Origin of the sequence: Eubacterium sp. AM46-8, assembly GCF_003466705.1 — a bacterium.
Classification (GTDB): Bacteria; Bacillota; Clostridia; order Lachnospirales; family Lachnospiraceae; genus Lachnospira.
In genome coordinates, this window is sequence record NZ_QSEU01000009.1 from 61,363 (window position 1) to 84,981 (window position 23,619).

The 23,619-nt window shown below is 39.9% G+C and carries 18 protein-coding genes and 1 pseudogene; 1 reads left to right on the forward strand and 18 read right to left on the reverse strand.

Annotated elements, in window-relative coordinates; all coding sequences use genetic code 11:
• Positions 1-18: 18 nt before the first annotated feature.
• The 4 genes from leuB to aroC form a co-directional block, all read right to left on the reverse strand.
• Positions 19-1,101 carry a 3-isopropylmalate dehydrogenase gene (leuB, locus tag DW963_RS07590; RefSeq protein ID WP_022097842.1) on the reverse strand — a complete coding sequence of 361 codons (1,083 nt, stop codon included), beginning with the start codon at positions 1,099-1,101 and terminating at the stop codon, positions 19-21.
• A 136-nt stretch (positions 1,102-1,237) separates the two neighbouring features.
• Positions 1,238-1,525: a preprotein translocase subunit YajC gene (yajC, locus tag DW963_RS07595; protein WP_012739004.1), complete on the reverse strand. Its 288-nt coding sequence runs from the start codon at positions 1,523-1,525 to the stop codon at positions 1,238-1,240.
• A gap of 112 nt (positions 1,526-1,637) precedes the next feature.
• Entirely contained in the window at positions 1,638-2,774 is a 1,137-nt protein-coding gene (gene tgt, locus DW963_RS07600; protein ID WP_117914782.1) for a tRNA guanosine(34) transglycosylase Tgt, read from the reverse strand.
• A gap of 11 nt (positions 2,775-2,785) precedes the next feature.
• Complete coding sequence (gene aroC, locus DW963_RS07605) at positions 2,786-3,886, reverse strand: chorismate synthase (RefSeq protein ID WP_117914784.1); 1,101 nt, start codon at positions 3,884-3,886, stop codon at positions 2,786-2,788.
• Between the two features lie 169 nt (positions 3,887-4,055).
• On the opposite strand from aroC, the pseudogene dnaK reads away from it, so the two are divergent.
• A pseudogene (dnaK, locus tag DW963_RS07610) lies at positions 4,056-5,799 on the forward strand (molecular chaperone DnaK).
• A 185-nt stretch (positions 5,800-5,984) separates the two neighbouring features.
• Here dnaK and DW963_RS07615 read toward each other — a convergent pair.
• The 14 genes from DW963_RS07615 to nifJ form a co-directional block, all read right to left on the reverse strand.
• Positions 5,985-6,932: a DMT family transporter gene (locus DW963_RS07615; protein ID WP_117914786.1), complete on the reverse strand. Its 948-nt coding sequence runs from the start codon at positions 6,930-6,932 to the stop codon at positions 5,985-5,987.
• Positions 6,933-6,934: 2 nt separating this feature from the next.
• Positions 6,935-8,242 (reverse strand): type II toxin-antitoxin system HipA family toxin, encoded by a 1,308-nt coding sequence (locus DW963_RS07620; RefSeq protein ID WP_117914788.1) that lies wholly within the window; start codon positions 8,240-8,242, stop codon positions 6,935-6,937.
• Complete coding sequence (locus DW963_RS07625) at positions 8,239-8,553, reverse strand: helix-turn-helix domain-containing protein (RefSeq protein ID WP_012738998.1); 315 nt, start codon at positions 8,551-8,553, stop codon at positions 8,239-8,241. The genes DW963_RS07620 and DW963_RS07625 overlap by 4 nt, the downstream gene beginning before the upstream one ends.
• Before the next feature lie 132 nt (positions 8,554-8,685).
• A complete protein-coding gene (locus DW963_RS07630) occupies positions 8,686-10,101 on the reverse strand; it encodes a spore germination protein (RefSeq protein ID WP_117914790.1) in 1,416 nt (471 codons plus the stop codon).
• A gap of 150 nt (positions 10,102-10,251) precedes the next feature.
• Positions 10,252-11,184: a cysteine synthase A gene (gene cysK / locus DW963_RS07635; protein ID WP_117914792.1), complete on the reverse strand. Its 933-nt coding sequence runs from the start codon at positions 11,182-11,184 to the stop codon at positions 10,252-10,254.
• A 279-nt stretch (positions 11,185-11,463) separates the two neighbouring features.
• A complete protein-coding gene (locus DW963_RS07640) occupies positions 11,464-12,168 on the reverse strand; it encodes a uroporphyrinogen-III synthase (protein ID WP_286169174.1) in 705 nt (234 codons plus the stop codon).
• Positions 12,102-13,097, reverse strand: a complete 996-nt coding sequence (hemC, locus tag DW963_RS07645) for a hydroxymethylbilane synthase (RefSeq protein WP_286169175.1) — start codon at positions 13,095-13,097, stop codon at positions 12,102-12,104. The genes DW963_RS07640 and hemC overlap by 67 nt, the downstream gene beginning before the upstream one ends.
• 8 nt (positions 13,098-13,105) lie before the next feature.
• Positions 13,106-14,323: a glutamyl-tRNA reductase gene (gene hemA / locus DW963_RS07650; protein WP_117914796.1), complete on the reverse strand. Its 1,218-nt coding sequence runs from the start codon at positions 14,321-14,323 to the stop codon at positions 13,106-13,108.
• A 24-nt stretch (positions 14,324-14,347) separates the two neighbouring features.
• Positions 14,348-15,622, reverse strand: coding sequence for a glutamate-1-semialdehyde 2,1-aminomutase (hemL, locus tag DW963_RS07655; RefSeq protein ID WP_117914798.1), 1,275 nt, complete (start codon positions 15,620-15,622; stop codon positions 14,348-14,350).
• Between the two features lie 41 nt (positions 15,623-15,663).
• The gene (gene hemB / locus DW963_RS07660) at positions 15,664-16,629 is read right to left on the reverse strand and encodes a porphobilinogen synthase (RefSeq protein WP_117914800.1); all 966 of its coding nucleotides are present in this window, start codon (positions 16,627-16,629) and stop codon (positions 15,664-15,666) included.
• 67 nt (positions 16,630-16,696) lie between these two features.
• Positions 16,697-18,433, reverse strand: a complete 1,737-nt coding sequence (locus tag DW963_RS07665) for an ABC transporter ATP-binding protein (protein ID WP_022097827.1) — start codon at positions 18,431-18,433, stop codon at positions 16,697-16,699.
• A gap of 210 nt (positions 18,434-18,643) precedes the next feature.
• Positions 18,644-19,378, reverse strand: coding sequence for a Pr6Pr family membrane protein (locus tag DW963_RS07670; RefSeq protein WP_117914802.1), 735 nt, complete (start codon positions 19,376-19,378; stop codon positions 18,644-18,646).
• Between the two features lie 58 nt (positions 19,379-19,436).
• A complete protein-coding gene (locus DW963_RS07675) occupies positions 19,437-19,835 on the reverse strand; it encodes a hypothetical protein (RefSeq protein ID WP_117914804.1) in 399 nt (132 codons plus the stop codon).
• 201 nt (positions 19,836-20,036) lie between these two features.
• Positions 20,037-23,597 carry a pyruvate:ferredoxin (flavodoxin) oxidoreductase gene (gene nifJ, locus DW963_RS07680; protein WP_117914805.1) on the reverse strand — a complete coding sequence of 1,187 codons (3,561 nt, stop codon included), beginning with the start codon at positions 23,595-23,597 and terminating at the stop codon, positions 20,037-20,039.
• Positions 23,598-23,619 lie beyond the last annotated feature (22 nt).

Genomic DNA, 23,619 nt, shown 5'->3' on the forward strand with positions numbered 1-23,619 from the left:
ATGTATTATTTAAATGTATTAAACTCTCTCTGCGATTAAGTCACCCATCTTGTCAGTTCCTACAAGTGTGCATCCTTCTGACATAATATCAGTTGTTCTGTAACCTTCCTTTAAAACGGCTGCCACCGCTGCTTCAATAGCATCTGCTTCCTTGTCAAGATCAAGTGAGTATCTTAACATCATGGCTGCGCTGAGAATTGTAGCAATTGGATTAGCAACATTCTTTCCTGCAATATCAGGTGCTGAACCATGGCTTGGCTCATAAAGACCTAACTTAGTCTTATTAAGGCTTGCACTTGATAACATTCCGATTGAACCTGTTATCATACTTGCCTCATCTGATAATATGTCTCCAAACATGTTCTCTGTAAGAATAACATCGAACTGTCCGGGATTCATAACAAGCTGCATAGCACAGTTATCTACAAGCATATCTGAAACTTCAACTTCCGGATAATCCTTTGCAACCTCATGTACAATCTTTCTCCAGAGTCTTGAAGAATCAAGAACATTTGCCTTATCAACGCTTGTTACTTTCTTTCTTCTCTTCATCGCAATCTCAAATCCCTTAATTGCAATTCTTCTGATCTCTTCTTCATTGTATGTAAGTGTATCAACAGCTGTCTCCAATCCGTCAATTTCCTTAGTATATCTATCACCAAAGTAAAGGCCGCCTGTAAGCTCTCTCATAATAACCATATCAAATCCATCACCGATTATTTCTTCCTTTAATGGACACGCTGCCTTAAGCTCGTCATAAAGATATGCCGGACGTAAATTAGCAAAAAGTCCTAATTCCTTACGAATCTTTAAAAGTCCGGCTTCTGGTCTTAAATTGGGTGCAACATCATACCACTTGGAATTACCCACATTGCCACCAACTGCTCCAAGAAGTACTGCATCAGATGCTTTAGCTGTTGCTACTGCTTCATCTGTAAGTGGAACGCCATACTCATCAATTGAGCATCCACCCATAAGAATCCTGGTATAATCGAACTTGTGACCATATTTGTCAGCCACACTGTCAAGCACTTTCACAGCTTCTCTGACGATTTCCGGTCCTATTCCATCACCTGGAATTAAAGTTATTCTGCTTTCCATAAACCTTTACCCCTTTTTCATATGATAATTCAATTTAATATGATATAACATTTGCACAACATTTTCAATAAAAAAAGGATTCCTGACCAGACAAATGTGTCTAATCAGGAATCCTGCTTAAATTAATTACATTAAATTATTCTGCTGATGTGCTGTCTGATGGCTTCTCAACCTGAGCAATAGCCTTCTTCTGCATTGAGATACGGCAGTTCTTGTTGTTACCAAATTCTACGATTACATCATCATCTGATATATCGATAAGAACACCATAGAAACCGCTTGTTGTAAGAACATAATCACCGATTTCCATAGAATCCATAAGTTCCTGCTGACGCTTCTGTTCCTTCTTCTGTGGCTTGATTGCCATGAAATACATCATTGCACCAATAATTACGACATAAAAAACTATGATAGCAATATTCATTGATACTCCTCCTTAAAAATGTCTCTTTCAAACTTAACATATAATACATAATTGAGAGCTGCTTGTCTACCTCAAAATGTATTTTTAACAAAATATTTATAAACATACAGCATTACTGCTTATCATATGTCTTCATCTGGTATAATGCCTCTTCCTTGAAGCCTGCATATCTTCCTTCTTCAATCGCAGCCCTTATGTCTGTCATGAGATGGTTGTAATAGTAAAGATTATGAAGAACACAAAGACGCATTCCAAGCATTTCCTTAGCCTTAAGAAGATGTCTTACATATGCTCTTGAGTAATTCTGACAGCATGGACATCCACAGCCTTCTTCAATTGGTGCTGTATCTGTCTCATACTTTGCATTAAAAAGATTAATCTTTCCAAACTTAGTATACACATGTCCATGGCGACCGTTTCTTGAAGGATATACACAGTCGAAGAAATCAATTCCTCTGTCCACTGCCTCTAATATATTGGCAGGTGTTCCCACTCCCATAAGATATGTCGGCTTGTCCTTTGGAAGATATGGCACTACATTATCAAGTACATCATACATTTCCTCATGTGTTTCACCAACAGCAAGCCCGCCTACTGCATAACCATCAAGATCTAACTCTGATATTCTCTTGGCGTGGTCAATTCTTATATCATTAAATACGCCACCCTGATCTATACCAAAAAGCATCTGATCAGGATTAACCGTATCAGGAAGTGAGTTCAGTCTTGCCATCTCTTTCTTGCAACGCTCTAACCAGCGGTATGTTCTGTCAACAGAATTCTGGATATACTTTCTGTCAGCCTTTGCCGGCGCACATTCGTCAAATGCCATTGCAATTGTTGAGCCAAGATTAGACTGTATCTGCATACTTTCCTCTGGTCCCATGAATATCTTATGACCGTCAATATGTGACTGGAAAGTAACGCCTTCTTCTTTAATCTTACGGAGTCCTGCAAGTGAAAATACCTGAAATCCACCTGAATCTGTAAGAATCGGTTTATCCCAGTTCATGAACTTATGAAGTCCTCCAAGCTGCTTAATAATCTTATCTCCCGGTCTTACATGAAGATGGTAAGTGTTAGATAATTCTATCTGCGTTCCTATCTGCTGTAAATCAGTTGTCGCAACTGCGCCTTTAATGGCCGCAACTGTTCCGACATTCATAAATACAGGTGTCTGCACAGTTCCATGTACTGTTGTGAACTCTGCTCTTTTTGCCCTGCCATCCGTCTTTAAAATTTTATACATATCTGCTCCTTTTATTTTCTGTAAAACTCTTTAACTCTGTCCATTCTAGCCGTCATATTGTCAAATATCAGATCAACAAGTGTAAGTGCTGTCATAGCTTCAACCACAACAACTGCTCTTGGAACTATCATAGGGTCATGTCTTCCTTTGATTGAAACCTCGATATCCTCGCCCTGCTTATTAACAGTTTCCTGCAAAGCACTAATTGAAGGTGTCGGTTTTACCGCTGCCCTGAACACAAGCTCATCACCATCACTTATTCCACCAAGCACTCCGCCGCTGTGATTAGTCAGCTTGCCAACCCTGCCATCCTTCATTACGAATTCATCATTATTATACTTTCCTGTAACTTTAGCCGCTTCAAACCCGTCTCCAATCTCAAAGCCTTTGACGGCCCCGATTGACATTATTGCCTTGGCAAGATTAGCATCCAGCTTTTCAAATGTAGGATTGCCAATTCCAGTCATCATGCCTGTAACCCTGCATTCAATGACACCACCGATTGAATCTCCAACTGACATCTTGCTCTCTGCAAAAGCCTTAACCTTCTCTGCAGCTTCCTTATCAGGCATGTTAAATGCGTTATTATCTCTTTCAGCTATATCAAACTTATCATAATCAATGCCAATTCCACCGATTTCTTTAGCATATGCTGTAATATTAATTCCAAGCTCTTTAAGAATCTTCATAGCGATTGCACCGGCTGCAACTCTTCCGATAGTTTCTCTTCCAGAACTTCTTCCTCCGCCTCTGTAATCCCTGAATCCGAATTTCTCGTCAAATGTATAATCAGCATGTCCCGGTCTGTAATAATTAGCTATCTCTGAATAGTCAGCAGACCTCTGTGTCTTATTATATACTGCAAGTGATATTGGAGTCCCGGTAGTCTTGCCTTCAAATACACCTGAAAGAATATGTACCTCATCATCTTCCTTTCTTGGTGTAGTAAACTTTGACTGACCTGGTTTTCTTCTGTCTAGCTGCTCCTGAATATCTTCCTCACAAAGAGACAGACCTGCAGGACACCCGTCAATTACAACTCCAAGTCCCTCTCCATGCGACTCTCCCCATGTTGATACCTTAAATATATTTCCAAACACTGAACCTGCCATAATATATTCTCCTCATCTTTTCAATAGGATTTATTTTAACATATAAAAATATATATCATCAAGCAAAACCCCAATTTATTAATTTTTTCTTATTTTTATTTTTTTCTTAATAGTCAAATGTATTTTATATGGTAAAATAAATGTATCAATATATTGAATGGAGTTTATTATGGGAACTGTTATAGGAATTGATTTAGGAACAACTAACAGCTGTGTGGCTGTTATTGAAGGTGATACGCCTACTGTCATCACCAGCAAAGAAGGCTACCGCACAACTCCTTCTGTTGTAGCCTTTACGAAATCAAAGGAACTTATTGTTGGTGATGCAGCAAAGAGACAGGCTGCCGTCAACTCTGACAGAACTATATTCTCTATCAAGAGACACATGGGTACGGACTATCGCAAGAAGATTGACGGAAAGTATTATACCCCCCAGGAAATCTCTGCATTTATACTTATGAAGTTAAAGGAGGATGCCGAGGATTTCTTAGGACAGCCTGTGACAGACGCTGTTGTAACTGTGCCTGCCTATTTTACTGACGCACAAAGACAGGCTACTAAAGATGCCGGTAAGATTGCCGGGCTTAACATATTAAGAATTATCAACGAGCCTACTTCTGCCGCTCTCGCGTACGGACTTGACAATGGTACAGCACAGAAGGTTCTTGTGTATGATTTAGGTGGTGGAACTTTTGATGTGTCTGTTATCGATATCGGTGATAATGTCATTGAAGTTCTTGCAACTTCAGGTGACAATCACTTAGGTGGTGATGATTTCGATGAAAGAATAGTTAATTATCTTGTCGAGCAGTTTAAGATAAGTGACGGTATCAATCTTTCAAAGGATGCCTCTGCAATGCAGCGTTTAAGGGAAGAAGCTGAGAAAGCAAAGAAGGAGCTGTCTTCTTCTGTGACAACTAATATTAATCTTCCTTTTATAGCTATGTCTAAGGACGGACCGCACCACATTGATATCACTTTATCAAGACAGACATTTAATGAGCTTACAGCTGACCTTGTAGACAGAACAATCACCCCTGTTGAGAATGCACTGCATGATGCAGGTCTTTCCAAGACAGACATTAATATGGTTTTATTGGTTGGTGGTTCTACAAGAATCCCTGCTGTTGCTGATAAGGTAAGACAGCTTATGGGAAAAGAGCCATCAAGAAATCTTAATCCTGATGAATGTGTAGCCCTTGGTGCTGCCGTTCAAGGTGGCAAGCTTGGAAACCAGCTTCAGGCCGGTTCTGCTGCTTCTGAAATCATACTTATGGATGTAACTCCAATGTCTCTTTCTATTGAGACTATGGGTGGAATTGCAAGCAGGCTTATTGAAAGAAACACTACCATTCCTACAAGACACAGCCAGATATTTACTACTGCCGGCAATTTCCAGACATCCGTTGATATCAAGGTTTTCAGGGTGAACGAAAGTTACAAGAGACAATAAACTGCTTGGCAACTTCCGTCTTAACGGTATTAAGCGTGCGATGGCAGGAGTCCCACAGATTGAAGTAACATTTGACATTGATGTTAATGGTATTGTCAATGTATCTGCAAAGGATTTAGGTACCGGAAGGGAACAGAGCATTACTATTACTTCAAGCTCTAACATGACCGAAGAAGAGATTGCAAAAGCCCGCTGGGAAGCCGAAGTCTACAGCAAGCAGGATGAAGCATACCAGAGTTTTATTGATATAAGGGAAGATGCTGTACGGACTCTTAACGAGGCTAACAACGCACTTGCCGCCAATAAAAAGGTCTGGGAGAAGGATAAGAAAAAGAATGTTAAGGCTCAGATTGGACATCTTGGCAAGCTTATATCTAAAGCTCCTATTGACAAGCTTAATGAGGAGAAAGCAGCTTCCATGCATGAGGCTTCGGAAGCACTTAAAGAGGCTGTCAGGTAGTGAAGTGCCAGATATGACACTTTCATTTAATGGTGCTTTAGGCTGCTCGGTAGATTGGACTTTTTTCTGCTGTGCGGCCTTGTTGAAGTCCAAAATAGGCGTGCCAATTCGTTTATTTGGACTTCAACATGTCTCTCCACTACTTTAAAATCCAATCCGTCGCGCTATGACGCACTTTTTGGACTTCATCCTCTCGCTTTTCCCTTCACATTAACTATACAGATTCCTATGCACACTAATACTAACGCTATTAATGCATTTATTCCAAGCTCTCTGCTTCCTTCTCCAAGCCACCATGCTGAAAGAAGGACTCCGAATACAGGATTGGTGAAGCCGAAGATTGCCACTTTGGATACCGGGTTATGCTTTAACAGTATTCCCCATATTGAGTAGGCTACGGCTGATATGCATGCGAGATAGAATAACATTAGTATTGCTGATACTGACACGTGTGTAATTCTACCGCCCATCACAAGTCCTAATATAATCATTACTATTCCACCGAATATGAACTGATAACCGCTCAACATTACCGGATTGTCTTTCTTTGAATAGTTCTTCATAAGGCATGATGAAAATGCATATGACAACGCACATAAGAACAGACTTCCGTCACCCATAATGCTTAAGTTCATGTCGATTTTCTGTCCATTCATGCTGACTACGATAACACCTGCAAAACCAATCACACAGCCGATAATTTTCTTCAGATTCAGCTTTTCCTGTCTGAATATAATTGTTGATACAAGTATTACGAAAAATGTGTTAGAACCGTTAATTATTGACGCCTTTACTCCGCTGTTGTGTGCAAGTCCGATATAGAAGAATATGTACTGCAGAATTGTCTGGAACATTGCAAGCTTTACTATACTTGGTACACTTGATTTCGTTGGAAGCAGCATTTTTCTGTTAAGAATACTTCCAATTAAGATTGTGAGTACTCCTGCCAGCACAAATCTTGTTCCTGCAAATAATACCTGTGTCCATGTTTCACTTGACGGTATCTTAAACAGCGCATATCCTAATTTGATACATGGTGATGCGCTTCCCCAAAGGAATGTACACACAAGTGCAAGAGCGCACACCACCAATGTTTTCTGTAAAAAATCTTTTTTCTCGTTTGTTTTTTCCATGATTAATCTCCTGTTTTTCTAATATTATTGCTAATTATAATGTCATTCATAATCTGACAGGTTTTCTCCCTGACACCTGCCATATCCATATAATCCGAAAATCTTTTTGCAACATCTTCTATATACGATATTATTGCATCACATTTTCTCTTGCTTACTCCCATGTTTATTCCACATTTTATCAAATCATCATAACTTATATCTGAACTTTTTCCATTTATAAGCATCTGATGTGCTTTCAACCACATATTGCTGCTGTCATATGCAAATGTGACATCATATGCTGGTGACAATCTCCAGACACCATTCTTATCCATCAGAAAAGAAACATTTTTTACATGATCATCCTGATTAATCAGAATAACATTAAAAACCATTCTTCTATAAAATTGTTCCACATCTGAATATGGTATACCTAGTCTATTCATATAATATGCTGCCTGTTCATAACTGCATAATCCCGGAATATTGTAATCTATATGTGAAATTGCTCCTAATGTCTGCATATGAATTTTTTTATTATTGTTCCTATCGAAACGTTTAGTTATAAAATGTGCATATCCGGCATCTTCAAGCAGACGGCATTCATTCATAATTACCCCCGCTGCTTTTGCCATAAGATAATATCCGTATTCGATTCTTGTATATTCTACTGAATCTTCCAGATTATGATCCCCATTTTTAGATACTCCATCAAACTTCATAAGCCAGTATTCAAATCCATCACCAGCATTAATCTGTCCACTTTTTATTTCTCCCGTATCTTCATTCCATGCAATCAGCGCCTTTGCTCTTGCACCACCTGCAGATGTTCCCAATAGCACAAGCTGGCTATATCCAGCATTATCTTTCAGATTAATCAGCTTATCTTTTCTATCAGATAATACATCAGATGCAAACTCTACCATTTTCGATATATTAACATCCTCTATTGTACTGTCAAACGGACTTGTTGCTGGTATATATTCTAATGCACCCATACCTCTTTTTCCTGTATAGCACAGTCTGTCTATAACATTAAATTCACTAATTGATTTCCCCTGCTCAGCCAGCCATCTGTCTATAATTTTATTACCAAATTTATCTGGAAGCGAATCCGCTACCAATCCAGGTGCTCCATGAAATGCTGTCCTTGCAAGTTCCGGAAATTCATACACTCTTTCTGATAATGGCATATGTATAGGTGATACCTCAATATTACTCTTTAAAAAATCTTTATCATATTCAAATGCAACAACCCCATTTGCTTCATTCATATGAATTATTCCAATTCTTGTGCCCCAAAGCATTACCTCCGCTGTATTTATCATTCATCTTCCCCCCATTTAAATCCAGTATCTGCTTTTCTTTTTGCAGATGCTCTCTGCCTTGTTTTAACATTTTTCAAATAAGATGATGGCCGGTTGTTCATATCTGGTATCACATTCACGAAATTATTCATAAGCTCCATCGCATTCATTAATTTCATAAAATTAACAAGACTTATATCTTCTCCACTTTCAAACCGAGTAATACTTCTTAATGAAACGCCTGATTTATCCGAAAGTTCTTTCTGTGTTAATGGATAACTTATCCTATATGCCTTAAACCTGATAACAACTTCCTCATAATCACTAATCATAATTAAACATCTCCAAATCCATAAATCTTATATATCTTATTCAAATGTTTTTTGTATTGTATCACATTTGCAATTAATTAGCAATATATGGCGTGTTAAACCATATTTTAATGCTTAATACGCCATATATTGCTAGTTATTTTTTATTTTGTGCGGCAGTCGTACCCGAAGAATTTTTCTTTTAAACATCTGGCTGTTAAAAGGTATCACCGGATAAATGTAGCTTTTTCCTGATATTGTCCTGTTAAAACATACAAGCACTATCGCAAATATGGCTCCTGCCAGAAGTCCGATTCTTCCAAAGAACTGCACCAGAATCAGATTGACTATTCTTATGAATTTTAATGCATATCCCATCTCAAAACTTGCCTGTGAGTAAGTTCCAACCGTTACAACTGCCATATAAAGAAGCGATTCTGAATTAAACCACCCGGACTCCACAGCGTATTCTCCCACAACAATACCGGCAAGAATACTCAAAGGTGTCGACAGCATTCCTGGCGTATTGACCGCCGCCAGCTTAAGCCCGTCAACTGCAAGTTCAAGAATAAAAAGCTGCAATATAACCGGAACCGTTATATCCTCACTTATCGTTATGAATTTCAACCATTCAGGCACCCACTGTGGATTGCTTTCAAGCAAAAGCCACACAGGTGTAAGAAAAACAGTCAGCAATGTAAAGAAAAACCTCGACAGTCTTATATAAGTTCCTATCATTGGCGAAAAATTAAAATCATCTGCTTCTTCTATTATATCAAATACATTTGTTGGAATTATCATTACTGCAGGTGATGTATCTACCATAATAACTATATTTCCATCAAAAAGTGCTGCTGCAGCGGTATCGGGTCTTTCGGAATATTTATACTTAGGAAACGGATTAATCCATTTTCCCTTAAACATACATTCCGCAAGGCTCTCTATATTCATAGTGAGCGCCTCAACCTCTATGCTGCTTATCAGATTCTCAATTCTTTCAAGCAGCTTCTTATCAACCTTATCATCAATATAGCACACAGCAACATCTGTCCTGGAGCGTTCCCCTACAGTATACATTTCCATTGAAAAACGGCTATCCCTTATTCTTCTTCTTAAAAGTGCCGCATTGCACACAAGTGTCTCAACAAATCCGTCTCTTGAGCCACGCAGAACCTTGTCTTTGTAAGGCTCTGTAACTGAACGCATCGGATAAGTGCGGCAGTCAATAAGTATACATTCATCAAAGCCATCTATTATCATGACTGTCTGTCCTGAAAGAAATGCCTTCTCCACTTCGTCGTAATGTCCGTTTTTTTCAATCTCTGTATACGGCATTCCGACTTCTAAGAATGTATCTATATCCTTTATGTCCGATTCTTTCAATGAATAAAAAAACTGCACCAGTTTTTCAATTGTTTCTTCCTGTACGAATCCATCTATAAAGTAAAAATGTGTTCTCTTACCACCTATTAATACATCTCTTTGCAGAATGTCAAAATTTCTGTCCACTCTTAACTTTTCATTCATCATGCGGACATTCATGTCTATGTTAGTTGTAAAATCAGTCATGCTTACTCCTTTCACTGGCACATTTTCACCCACACTTTAAAGCACCTTTCGATATCCCATATTGCCGCTAAATCCCTTCAAAGCACGAAAAGGGCAGGACTTACGCCCTGCCCTTATAGAATGTCCACATTTGACACATTTATTCTGCTATTAGTTCTCAAAAAGTGATGTTGAGTAATATCTGTCGCCGCTGTCCGGAAGCAGTGCAACGATTGTCTTGCCTTCGTTCTCTGGTTTCTTAGCCCACTCGATTGCTGCATAAAGTGCTGCACCTGCCGATATTCCAACCAGAATTCCCTCTGTGTGTGATATCAATCTGGCATACTCGAATGCGTCATCATTATCAACTGGAACTACGCTGTCATATATCTTAGTGTTAAGAATTTCTGGAACAAAGCCTGCTCCAATTCCCTGAATCTTATGTGGTCCCGGCTTGCCCTGTGAAAGTACCGGTGAAGTTGCAGGCTCAACTGCAATTATCTCAATCTTGTTATTCTTAGACTTAAGATATTCACCAACACCTGTAATTGTTCCACCTGTACCAACACCTGCAACAAATGCATCAACTTTTCCATCTGTATCATTCCATATCTCAGGACCAGTTGTTCTTCTGTGTGCATCCGGGTTAGCAGGATTAACAAACTGTCCAGCAATCATGCTTCCTTCAATCTCATTCTTTAATTCTTCTGCCTTGGCAATAGCACCTGTCATTCCCTTATAGCCAGGAGTAAGTACAATCTCTGCACCATATGCCTTAATTATATTCCTTCTTTCAACACTCATAGTCTCTGGAAGAACTATTATTGTTCTGTAACCCTTTGCTGTTGCAATAGCAGCAAGTCCGATTCCTGTATTGCCAGATGTAGGCTCAATAATTGTTGCGCCTGGCTTAAGAATACCTTTCTCCTCAGCATCTTCAATCATTGCCTTGGCAACTCTGTCCTTAACGCTTCCTGTTGCATTAAAATATTCAAGCTTAACAAGTACTCTTGCTTTAAGTCCAAACTTCTCTTCAATATGTCCGACTTCTACAAGTGGTGTGTTACCTATTAAGTCTGCTGCTGATTTATATATCTTTCCCATACAATCCTCTTTTCTTGTGGTATTATTCCACATTTTCTAATATCAATTCATGAAAACATTTCATGAATCTGGTGTTATGTTTATGTAATACATAAACATACCATGTTTGTATGTTATTATAGAACAATGATTTTGATTTGTACAGTACTTTTTTATTTTTCTTTTTTAAATCATGTGTATTCCGCTCTCCGCTCTAACGTCCAATTCCCGCTTCCGGCTTCCCCGCTGACTTCTTAATCGCTTCCACCAGCCCGCTATAACTATGCTCACAAGCTTCAATTATCCGCCCCTCCGGCACACCCGCCTCAACAAGCTTTCTGCTGCAGGCAGGGCCAATGCTATACACTGGACTTCACATGACTCGCCAAGCTTGTCAATCAGCCATTTTATTCTCTCACCGCTACTGCCACTTGTAACAGCTATTCCTGAGACATCACTGTAATCTTTCATTCCGTACTCTGCATATGTATCAACATATTCATTCCTATATACTGGAATCTTAATTAAGTTTTCATACTCCTTCATAGCTTCCTCAAGTGAACCGCTTGTGACTTCGGCACACAGATATACAATCTTGCCGGCTGCAATATTCATCAGACTCCTTCCAAGTTCCAAGCCTGTAGATTTATATGATACAAAGTCTGCCTCAAAACCGCATGCCGTTCTTAGAGCTTCTTTAGTTTTATTGCCGACTACCGCGATCTTAATACCGTCAGGAAGCCCGCTCCTCACATCAAAAGCTTCAACACTGTCTCCATTCAACGCACCATCACAATCCGGCTCGCCTTCACAAGCCATCTCCCCCATATTATAAGCAAACCCAGCCACAGCATTTTTACTTGTAAACACAAGCCACTGTGCATCTTTTATCTTTTCCAAAAGATTCTCCACATGAATATAATCAATCTTGCCAGTCACTATTTTTTCGCAGGAAAGCCCCTCCTTTGCAAGTAATTCTGCAAGGGAAGGGCTTTTATCGTACATCTGTCCGTTTTCAATATATGTATATATGTATTTACCCACAATCTACTCCAATCCAAGCATACGGGCTGCTTCGTGGCCAACCGCCTCACTGTCAGTTCCTGTAACCTCAATTCTAAGAATCCTGCTGCAATCATCATTACCAAATAACACAACCATTCGAGGTCACCGTTATCCTTTGTCACACAGTGTGCGCCAACCGGGGCATGACAGCCGCCGCCTGTTAATCTTAAAAATGTTCTTTCAGCAACAGCTTCTCTATCAGAATTATCATCTGACAAAGCATTTATCTTATCAAGAAGTTCTGTATTCACCTCTGCAGTCTCAATTGCAAGAACTCCCTGTGCCGGTGCCGGAATAACGACCTCTGGGTCAAGGTACTCTGTTATCTCCGATGACCTGCCAAGTCTGTTAAGTCCTGCTGCCGCAAGCACAATTCCATCAAGTCCGTATGAATCGTCCATAAGTTTGTTAATTCTTGTATCAACATTTCCTCTGATAGCAGTAAACTGGATATCAGGACGCAGCATTGCAAGCTGGCATGCACGCCTGAGGCTCCCAGTGCCTATAATCGCACCGGAAGGAAGTTCTGAAAAACCTCCTGCAGTCTTTAATATAAGTACATCTCTGCAATCCTCTCGTTTCCACGCCTTTGCAAATGTAAGTCCAGTCGCACATTCAGCCGGCATATCCTTCATGCTGTGAACCGCCATATCAATGCTGCCTGAAAGAAGCGCTTCCTCAATCTCCTTTACAAAAAGCCCCTTAGTTCCAATCGCAGCAAGCGGCTTATCCGTAACCTTGTCGCCTGTTGTCTTAATTATAACAAGTTCAAATGTATCCTCAGGATACGCCTCTTCCATTCTTCTCTTAACATATTCCGACTGGACAAGTGCCAGCTTCGAACCTCTCGTTCCTATTCTGTAATGCATAATCCTCCCTACAAGCCAAACAGTCTCTCAACCATATCTTTATACTGCTGCTGTTCATTTTCTTCCACATTTTTCAATTCTTCAATCGGTTCTTTTAACAATCTGTGTAATGACGACTTAAGAATCTTCTTTAAGATTACCCTGTCATGGTCTGAAAGGTCAATCTTGCGGTTAAGATAATCATAGCTGTCCTGTACTATCTCATCACATTTTTTGCCAAGCGACTGGATAGTTGTATCCATTCTGCTTGATGTGAGCCATTTCTTTGTTTCCTCTATATACTCATCAATCACGCACTGGCTTTCCTTTAGCAAATGTGCCCTCTCGTTCTGATTAGACTTCACAATCCCACCTATCCTGTCAAGGTCAATAAGAGTAACTCCAAAAATGTCACCTGCCGATTTTTCTATATCTCTTGGTGCAGCAAGATCAAGAAGTGTCATCTTTTTACCCCCTGATAATTCAGCACATTTAATCACCAGATGAGGTGATGAAGTCGCTGAGACAACTATATCACTGCTTTTAAGTGCTTCTGTTTTCTTATCATATGCAATAACCTGAATATCTGGAAATTCCTTAAGCAACGCCTTCGCATGCTGATAAGTTCTTGAACACACTGTTACATCAGCGCCATATTCTGCCAGATATCTTATGGCAAGAGCCGCTGTTTTGCCGCTTCCTATAACAAGCGCGTGCTTTCCTGATATGCCGCATACTCTGTCTAACTCCTGAATACCGACATAGCATACAGATACCGGTTTTTCACTTACCTTGTACTCTGTCTTAATCCGCTTTGCACAGCTTACCGCTTCTCTTACTATATAATTAAGCTCTTTCCCGCTGTGTCCAAGCGTTCTTGAAAGGTCTGCCGCATCCTTTAACTGGCCTAGTATCTGATCCTCTCCAAGCACCATGCTTTCAAGTCCGGCGGCTATGCAAAACAGATATACCAGTGCTTCTTCACCACATTTGACACCGGCTAATTTAGTATCTGTAAGTCCAAAATAATCATTGAATAAATCGGACATTACTTGTACAAATGTTTCATCCTCATACAGATAAAACACTTCGCATCTGTTGCATGTTGAAAGGCACATGCACTGGTTCACACCTGCTTCCTCTGCCTGCTGCATAAAGTCTGCTATCCCGCTGTCTGTGAATGTAATCTTATCCCTTACTGAAAGGTCTGTATTCTTATAATTAATTCCTACATATCCTAACTGCATCTGTATTCCCACTTACTATCCGAATTATTTCCTGAAGAATTCTTCCATAACCTCTATTGTACGGTTGATATCCTCATTAGTGTGTGCGTCTGATACGAACATTGCTTCAAACTGTGATGGTGCAATGTATATTCCGTTATCAAGCATATGTCCAAAGTATTCTGCATACTTCTTAGTGTCTGACTTTACTGCACTGTCATAATCTTCAACTGCATCTGATGTAAAGAATATGCTCATAAGTGAACCAATCTGATTAACCGATACCCTTCCGGCTCCACATTTTCTTACACTGTCAGCAATACGCTTTGTCTTAGTCTCAAGTCTGTCGTATATATCCTTATTATCTCTTAAGATTCTTAAAGTCTCTAAGCCTGCTGCTGTTGCAATTGGATTGCCTGACAATGTTCCTGCCTGATATACAGGGCCGTCAGGACTTACCATTCGCATAATATCAGCACGTCCGCCATATGCGCCGACTGGCATACCCCCACCTACAATCTTTCCAAGAGTTGTAAGGTCTGGCTTTATGTTAAAGTACTCCTGCGCTCCGCCAATTGAAAGTCTGAAGCCTGTTATTACCTCATCAAATATAAGAAGGCTTCCATTCTCCTTAGTTATGTCTCTTAAGAATTCAAGAAATCCATGTCTTGGAAGCACAACTCCCATGTTAGCTGCAACAGGTTCAACTATTACCGCAGCTATTTCATCTTTATTGTTATCAAAAAGCTCCTTCACAGAATCGCAATCATTGTACTCTGCTACAAGTGTATTCTTAGTGTAATCTGCAGGAACTCCTGCACTGTCCGGAACTGATGTTGTAAGTGCTGCTGAACCGGCTTTTACTAAAAGTCCGTCAGAATGTCCATGATAACAGCCTCTGAACTTAATTATCTTGTCTCTTCCGGTGTAGCCTCTTGCCACACGGATTGCGCTCATAACGGCTTCTGTTCCTGAGCTTACAAGACGACTCACCTCCATTGTAGGAATAAGCTCATATATAAGCTCTGCCATCTCAACTTCTCTCTTGGTTGGTGCACCATATGTAAGGCCTGCTTCCGCAGCTTCCTTAACCTTTGCAATTACTCTGTCATGTGCATGGCCTAATATTCCCGGTCCCCATGAACATATGTAGTCAATCATTTCATTCCCGTCTACATCAGTAATTCTGTCTCCCTTGGCAGAAGCTATGAATCTTGGCACTCTGTCAACTGCCTTGTATGCCCTGACAGGACTGTTTACACCACCCGGCATATGTTTTACTGCTCTATCATATAAATCCCTTGACATCTCTTCATTCATAAAACCAGCTCCTCCTGCTTAATTTAATACTGCTAAAAATGTTACTCTTCCTTTAACCATTTTGCCACATCTATAGCATGATATGTTATTATCATCTTAGCTCCGGCTCTCTTAAAGCCTGTCATATTCTCCATTACAATCTTCTTCTCATCAATCCAGCCATTTATTGCTGCTGCCTTAACCATCGCATACTCACCGCTTACATTGTAAGCGACAATTGGAATATTGAAGTTAAGCGCTATCTCTTTCATAACGTCCATATATCCGAGTGCCGGCTTTGCAATAATCATGTCTGCACCTTCTAATATGTCTTCTTCAACTTCCCTTAACGCTTCTTTTCCATTAGCCGGGTCCATCTGATATGTCTTTCTGTCACCAAATCCCGGTGCTGAATGTGCGGCATCCCTGAACGGTCCGTAATATCCTGATGCAAATTTGGCACTGTATGAACATATAGGAATATTTATAAATCCTGCCTCATCAAGTGCATTTCTGATTGCCTCAACTCTCTTATCCATCATGTCACTTGGTGCGATTATATCTGCCCCCGCTTTAGCATAAGCAACTGACGCCTTTGCAAGAAGCGGCAAAGTCTCATCATTTAATATAACTCCGTCTTTTACAAGTCCGCAGTGTCCATGTGAGGTGTACTCACACAGGCACACATCAGCCATAATTACAAGCTGTGGATAAGCATCCTTAATAAGGCGTATTGCCCTGCACACAACACCTTTCTCGTCATATGCCTCACTTCCGACCTCATCTTTATGTACAGGTATTCCAAAAAGCAGAATCCCCTTAATTCCAACCTCTACAGCACGTCCGATTTCTTCAAGAACATGGTCAAGCGAATACTGACATATTCCCGGCATTGATGGTACTTCCTGTATTACATCGTTCTCCTCCGTAACAAATACAGGGTATATAAGTTCGTCCACCCTTACATGATTCTCTCTTACCATATCTCTTAATGTCGCATTCATTCTTAATCTTCTTGTTCTGTCCATGATTATCATCTTCCTTCCAACGTTTCCTATATAATAGCATTGCATATAAACATTGTAAACTGGTATGTTATGTCCTACTATGTATCTTAACCATTCTTGCATACTCACCATCAAGCTTCATAAGCTCCTCGTGAGTTCCTCTCTCCTTGATGCCCTCGTCAGTAAGCATCAGGATTTCCTCCGCATTTTCAATAGTTGTAAGTCTGTGCGCTATTACAAATGTGGTTCTGTTCTTAGCCAGCTTCTCAAGTGATTCCTGTACAATCTGCTCACTCTCATTATCAAGTGCTGATGTCGCCTCATCAAATATAAGAATTGGCGGATTCTTTAAGAATACTCTTGCAATTGACAGTCTCTGCTTCTGACCGCCTGACAATTTGACTCCGCGCTGTCCGATATCTGTGTCATATCCGTTCTCAAAGCTCATGATAAAATCATGCGCATTTGCAAGCTTTGCCGCCTGAATTACTTCTTCATCCGTAGCATCAGGCTTTCCATATCTTATATTCTCTTTAATTGTACCCATAAACAGATACACATCCTGCTGTACAACTCCGATATGGTCACGCAGGCTTTTAAGTGTAACATCTTTGATATCTGTTCCATCAATCTTAATCGAACCGCCCGTCACCTCATAAAATCTTGGAATAAGCGAGCAGAGTGTTGTCTTTCCTACTCCCGAAGGACCTGCAAGTGCAACATATTCTCCCGGTCTTACTGACAGATTAACCCCGGAAAGCACCTCGTCCACGCCGTCCTTATATCTGAAGGACACATTTTCAAATGTTATTGCACCCTTCACATCAGTAAGTTCCTTTGCGTCAGGCTTATCAGCTATTTCCGGCTCTACTGAAAGAATCTCTAAAAATCTTTCGTAACCCGAATAGCCATTCTGGAACTGCTCTGTGAAATCAATAAGCACCTTAACTGGCTCCGTAAAAATATTTATATACAGTAAAAATGTAACGAAATCCGTGATATTTACCCAGCCCTTTGCAATTCCAATACCGCCTGCTGCGATTACGATTACATTTATCATTGTTGTAAATGCAGTAAGTCCCGCATTGTACATTCCCATATAATGATAGCTGTCTCTCTTAGATTCAAGGAACAAGTCATTTCCCTTCTTAAACTTCTCACATTCGATATCCTCATTTGCAAATGACTTAACAACCCTTATTCCAGACAGATTATCTTCTATCTGAGCATTTATCTCACCTATTCTTACCCTGTTTCTCTTAAATGCCCTCTTCATGCGCTTGTTAAGCACATACGCAAACACAAGCATAAAAGGAATCAGTACAAATGCAGCAATCGTAAGTCTTAAGTCAATCGAACTTAATATGCATAATGCACCAATTATCTTAATCAGTGAAATAGTTATATTCTCAGGTCCATGATGCAAAAGCTCTGTAATATCGAATAAATCTGATGTTATTCTTGACAATAACTGTCCAACCTTCTGGTCATCATAGAATGAATATGACAGCTTCTGATAATGATTGAATATCTCTGCCCTCATGTCATACTCAATCTTTGCGCCCATTACATGTCCATAATTAGATATATAGTAGTTGCAGCCCCACTGTATCAATACAAGCACAAACAGCACTCCAACAATAATCATAATTCTTGAAAGTGCTTCATTGGCACTCATATATGCGACCTTTGATGTAATGAACCTTACAACAAGTGGTATCACAAGTGCCACCGCCGCTGACATCATTGCCAGTATCATATCAAGTATAAATGTGCCTAAATACGGCTTGTAGTATTTAGCCAGCTTCTTAAGATTCTCTTTCATAATCTTCTCCTGTTTTCTATATTTAATCTTCTTCAATTCCTGCCCGATATTATAACACAAAGTAAGACAATGAAAAAGTATGTAAAATGTCCGGCATGCGATTCATTTTAAATCGCATGCCGGACATTTTTAACCTTCTATATTCTATTATAAATTGTACGTTCTTCTATATCGCAACTTCTAAATCACATTTTCAATACCTCTATCCGGCTACTCGCTCACAAGTTCTGCTTTCTGTGCCTTAGCTCCTCTGCCTGCTCCGTTAATTGCAAGATATAAAAGTCCTATTCCAATAAATATAAGCAGCAGAACCACAATCATATATACAACACCTATTCCTAGCGACTCTGAACCCATCTGGCTTAAATCCCATCCAAACCAGCCTGTTGGCACATTATAATTAAGAAAGTTGTATGGTGCCGTCATTGTGTCATACCACCTAACCCCAAGTGCTGCAAGTATGTATACAAAACCCACATAGCAAAGCGGTGGTATAACCGCGTATATTGCATATATCTTTCTTGCTTTAAATCCTTTATCAAATATAAGAAAATCTGCTATTGCAAATACTGGTCCAATCAGATGTACGCCAAGGCTTCCTGCGTGATTATGAAGATAAGCACCAATAAGACCATCATCTGACGTAGGTCCAAGAATAATCATATACACCAGACATGTCAGTGTAATTGAAAGCGTCATAAGAAACTTGAGCATATATAATCTATTATTCTTATAATCTTTTCCCGTAACAAGCAACATCACATCCAACACAATAAATACTACTAGCACAATATCAAGTGCCACATTAGAAAGTGTTGTAAAAAATGTGAATGACATAATGCTGTCAATTGTAAATATCAGCCCATACACTGAGGCAATAAGCGATACCACCTTAAAAATAATACTTGTAATCAATCTTTTCCTGTCTAATATCTTGTTATCCAATTTGAACCTCCAATTATTTGATTCTCGAATTATAATATATATTAGTTTGATTATCAAGTTATTTATACAAAATATCTATGTATTCAATCAGCTTTTTATACGAATCTTCGTCTGTCTTATATTCTGCTCCATTCCATTCTACCCTGCCTGCAAGCACAATATTATTGGCTATTCCTTCTTTATAATAAGTTATTCTATAACTCCAGCCCTTAGTATGTGGAAACTTTTTTGCGGTAAGATTCATGTTTTTAACCAGTTCAATAATCTGTGTCCTCTGTTCCTCATCTGGTGTTATCTCTTTACCATTACCTCCGCACATTATTGTCATCTTGTCATATCCACTAAGGTCAATATTGACCACCTGTTTTGAAGTACTGATTATTACATATGCACCAATTCCCGCAAATGCTAAAAATAAAACAATTCCTGCTATTATTTTAATATTTTTTCTTTTCATACGCCCCTCCTTTTAGACTTTTTCCATGTCACTCTCCGCTTTCCTTTTCTATTTATATATACGAAACACTTTCCAGAATAGTTTGCACATTTACATACACATTTTATATATCAATACTTAATTCCACTCACAAAAAGAAAAAACTCCCGCAGGAACAAGCCCTGCGGGAGCAATCATACACTTTATTAAGCTGTATATTAATTACTTGTAAAGTTCAACTAACTTCTGAAGGTGCTCATATCTTTCCTTAGCAACTTCCTCAGACTTAGCAAAGAGTCTCTCAGCTCTTTCTGGGAATGGCTTAACAAGTCTTGTATAACGAGCCTCGTTATTAAGGAATTCCTGATATGATCCATCACCTTCCTTAGATGTAAGTGTGAATGGATTCTTTCCTTCAGCCTTAAGTGCTGGGTTGAATGAGAAGAGGTTCCAGTAACCAGCCTTAACAGCCTTCTTCATCTCATCCTGGCAGTGGTTCATACCACCCTTAGCGATACCGTGAAGTTCGCAAGGAGCGTAACCAATGATAAGTGATGGTCCGTTGTAAGCCTCTGCTTCCTTGATTACCTTAAGAGCCTGAGCCATGTTAGCACCAAGAGCAATCTGAGCTACATATACATAACCATACTGCATAGCGATTTCAGAAAGACTCTTCTTTCCGATTTCCTTACCTGCTGCAGCGAACTGGCAAACCTCACCGATGTTAGAAGCCTTAGAAGCCTGTCCACCTGTGTTAGAATACATTTCTGTATCGAATACCATAACGTTAACGTTCTCACCAGAAGCAAGTACGTGGTCTAATCCGCCGTAACCGATATCGTAAGCCCATCCATCACCACCGAAGATCCATACAGACTTCTTAGCAAGGTAATCCTTCTTAGCTAATACCTGTGGAGCTGTTGGACAACCATCTGCAGCTGCCTTCTCTAACTCTGCAACAAGAGCTTCTGTAGCTGGTGTGTTAGCCTTAGTATCATCCTTAGTCTCGATGTACTTAGCTGCTGCTGCCTTAAACTCAGCAGATGCCTTATCAGATGCAGCCATCTCTTCGATCATCTCAATAGCCTGCTCTCTGATGTACTTCTGACCAATATACATACCTAAACCATGCTCAGCATTATCCTCGAATAATGAGTTACACCAAGCTGGACCCTTCTTAGAATCCTTGTTTACTGTATATGGTGAAGTAGCAGCTGGGTTACCCCAGATAGAAGAACAACCTGTAGCATTAGAAATGTACATCTGCTCACCGAATAACTGTGTAATTAATCTAGCATATGATGTCTCTGCGCATCCTGCACATGAACCTGAGAATTCAAGTAATGGCTGGTTGTACTGAGAACCGATTGGAGTTTCAACAAGTGCTGGCTTGATTTCCTTCTTACCAACGTTAGCAACGAGGTAATCAAATACAGGCTGCTCAGCTGACTGAGATTCCTGTGGAACCATCTTAATAGCTTCTCCTGCCTTAGGACATACAGTAACACACTCGCCACATCCCATACAATCTAATGGAGATACAGACATTGTATACTTCATAGTTGTATCTACAGCATGTTTAGAATCTGCAAGTTTGATGTTTGCTGGAGCTGCTGTAACTTCATCAGCTGAAAGAATAAATGGTCTGATTGTTGCATGTGAACAAACAAATGCACAGCTGTTACACTGAACGCAGGCTGCTGGATCCCACTCAGGAACCATAACTGCTGTTCCTCTCTTCTCATATGCAGAAGCACCTGTTTCGAACTGACCATCAGCGCAATCCTTGAATGCTGAAACCGGAAGGCTGTCACCATCCATCTTAGAGATTGGCTCAAGAAGATCATTAACTAACTTAACAACTTCTGGACGTCCTGTCTTAGCTTCCTTAGGAGCATCTGCTTCTGGATTAGCCCAAGAATCTGGAACTTCTACCTTATGTATAGCATCTACACCGGCATCAATAGCTTTGTAGTTCATCTCTACTACAGCATCACCCTTCTTAGAGTAAGACTTCTTAGCAGCTTCCTTCATGAACTTAATAGCATCATCGATAGGCATTACATCAGCTAACTTAAAGAAAGCAGACTGTAAGATTGTGTTAGTTCTCTTACCCATACCGATTTCGATAGCCTTATCAATGGCATTGATTGTGTAAAGCTGAATCTTGTTATCATAAATATACTTCTTAGCTTCAGCGTTAAGATGATGTCCTAATTCTTCATCTGTCCACTGGCAGTTGATCATGAATACTCCGCCTGGCTTAACATCCTGTACCATCTTCATACCCTGTGTAACATATGCTGGGTTATGACATGCTACGAAGTCAGCCTGATTGATGTAATATGGACTCTTAATTGGGTTATCACCAAATCTTAAGTGAGAAATTGTGATACCACCTGTCTTCTTAGAATCATACTGGAAATATGCCTGGATGTACTTGTCTGTGTGGTCACCGATAATCTTAGTAGAGTTCTTGTTAGCACCTACTGTACCATCTCCACCGAGACCCCAGAACTTACATTCCTTAGTACCAGCAGCTGAAGTAATTGGAGCTGGCTTAACTTCTGGAAGTGAAAGGTTAGTAACATCATCAACGATACCAATTGTGAATCTGCTCTTAGGAGCATCCTTCTCTAATTCCTTATATACAGCGAAGATAGATGAAGGTGGTGTATCCTTAGAACCAAGACCATATCTGCCACCAACTAATGTGATGTCGTTAAGTCCTGCTTCACGAAGTGTTGTAGCAACATCAAGGAAAAGAGGCTCACCAAGAGAACCTGGCTCCTTTGTTCTGTCAAGTACAGCAATCTTCTTAGCAGTCTTAGGAATAACCTTTAATATAGCTTCTGATGACCATGGTCTGTAAAGTCTTACCTTAACAAGACCAACCTTTTCACCCTTAGCTGTAAGGTAATCAATAACTTCTTCTACTACGTCGTTAACAGAACCCATAGCGATGATTACTCGCTCTGCATCTGGTGCACCATAGTAGTTAAATAATCCATAATTAGTACCGAGCTTCTCGTTAACCTTGTTCATGTACTTCTCAACTACTGCTGGAAGAGCATCATAAACTGAGTTACAAGCCTCTCTGTGCTGGAAGAAGATATCACCATTCTCATGTGAACCACGAGCTGATGGATGATTAGGATTAAGAGCGTGTGCTCTGAATTCTTCAACTGCATCCATTGGGCACATATCCTTAAGATCTTCGTAATCCCACTCTTCAATCTTCTGAATCTCGTGTGATGTACGGAAACCATCAAAGAAGTTAAGGAAAGGTGTCTTTCCTTCAAGTGCTGCACAGTGAGCTACTGGAGAAAGATCCATAACCTCCTGTGGGTTAGTTTCACAAAGCATTGCGAAACCTGTCTGACGACATGCGTATACATCTGAATGATCACCAAAGATGTTCAATGCATGTGATGATACTGTACGGGCAGATACGTCAAATACGCATGGAAGCTGCTCACCAGCTATCTTATACATATTAGGAATCATAAGTAAAAGGCCCTGTGAAGCTGTAAATGTTGTTGTTAACGCACCTACACCTAAAGAACCATGAACTGTACCTGCAGCACCAGCCTCTGATTCCATCTCAACTACCTTAACAGTACTGCCGAAAATGTTCTTTCTTCCGGCTGCTGACCACTGGTCAACATAATCTGCCATCGGGCTTGATGGTGTGATTGGATAGATACCAGCAACTTCTGTATATGCATAAGCTACATGTGCAGCGGCTGTATTACCATCCATAGAATGTTTCTGTCTTGCCATTATAAATATTTCCTCCTTAAGA

Excerpts from the sequence above, each read along its gene's own strand:
- leuB (WP_022097842.1), bottom strand. The coding sequence starts at position 1,101 with ATGGAAAGCAGAATAACTTTAATTCCAGGTGATGGAATAGGACCGGAA.
- yajC (WP_012739004.1), bottom strand. The coding sequence starts at position 1,525 with ATGAATATTGCTATCATAGTTTTTTATGTCGTAATTATTGGTGCAATG.
- tgt (WP_117914782.1), bottom strand. The coding sequence starts at position 2,774 with ATGTATAAAATTTTAAAGACGGATGGCAGGGCAAAAAGAGCAGAGTTC.
- aroC (WP_117914784.1), bottom strand. The coding sequence starts at position 3,886 with ATGGCAGGTTCAGTGTTTGGAAATATATTTAAGGTATCAACATGGGGA.
- DW963_RS07615 (WP_117914786.1), bottom strand. The coding sequence starts at position 6,932 with ATGGAAAAAACAAACGAGAAAAAAGATTTTTTACAGAAAACATTGGTG.
- DW963_RS07620 (WP_117914788.1), bottom strand. The coding sequence starts at position 8,242 with ATGATAAATACAGCGGAGGTAATGCTTTGGGGCACAAGAATTGGAATA.
- DW963_RS07625 (WP_012738998.1), bottom strand. The coding sequence starts at position 8,553 with ATGATTAGTGATTATGAGGAAGTTGTTATCAGGTTTAAGGCATATAGG.
- DW963_RS07630 (WP_117914790.1), bottom strand. The coding sequence starts at position 10,101 with ATGACTGATTTTACAACTAACATAGACATGAATGTCCGCATGATGAAT.
- cysK (WP_117914792.1), bottom strand. The coding sequence starts at position 11,184 with ATGGGAAAGATATATAAATCAGCAGCAGACTTAATAGGTAACACACCA.
- DW963_RS07640 (WP_286169174.1), bottom strand. The coding sequence starts at position 12,168 with ATGTACGATAAAAGCCCTTCCCTTGCAGAATTACTTGCAAAGGAGGGG.
- hemC (WP_286169175.1), bottom strand. The coding sequence starts at position 13,097 with ATGCATTACAGAATAGGAACGAGAGGTTCGAAGCTGGCACTTGTCCAG.
- hemA (WP_117914796.1), bottom strand. The coding sequence starts at position 14,323 with ATGCAGTTAGGATATGTAGGAATTAATTATAAGAATACAGACCTTTCA.
- hemL (WP_117914798.1), bottom strand. The coding sequence starts at position 15,622 with ATGAATGAAGAGATGTCAAGGGATTTATATGATAGAGCAGTAAAACAT.
- hemB (WP_117914800.1), bottom strand. The coding sequence starts at position 16,629 with ATGGACAGAACAAGAAGATTAAGAATGAATGCGACATTAAGAGATATG.
- DW963_RS07665 (WP_022097827.1), bottom strand. The coding sequence starts at position 18,433 with ATGAAAGAGAATCTTAAGAAGCTGGCTAAATACTACAAGCCGTATTTA.
- DW963_RS07675 (WP_117914804.1), bottom strand. The coding sequence starts at position 19,835 with ATGAAAAGAAAAAATATTAAAATAATAGCAGGAATTGTTTTATTTTTA.
- nifJ (WP_117914805.1), bottom strand. The coding sequence starts at position 23,597 with ATGGCAAGACAGAAACATTCTATGGATGGTAATACAGCCGCTGCACAT.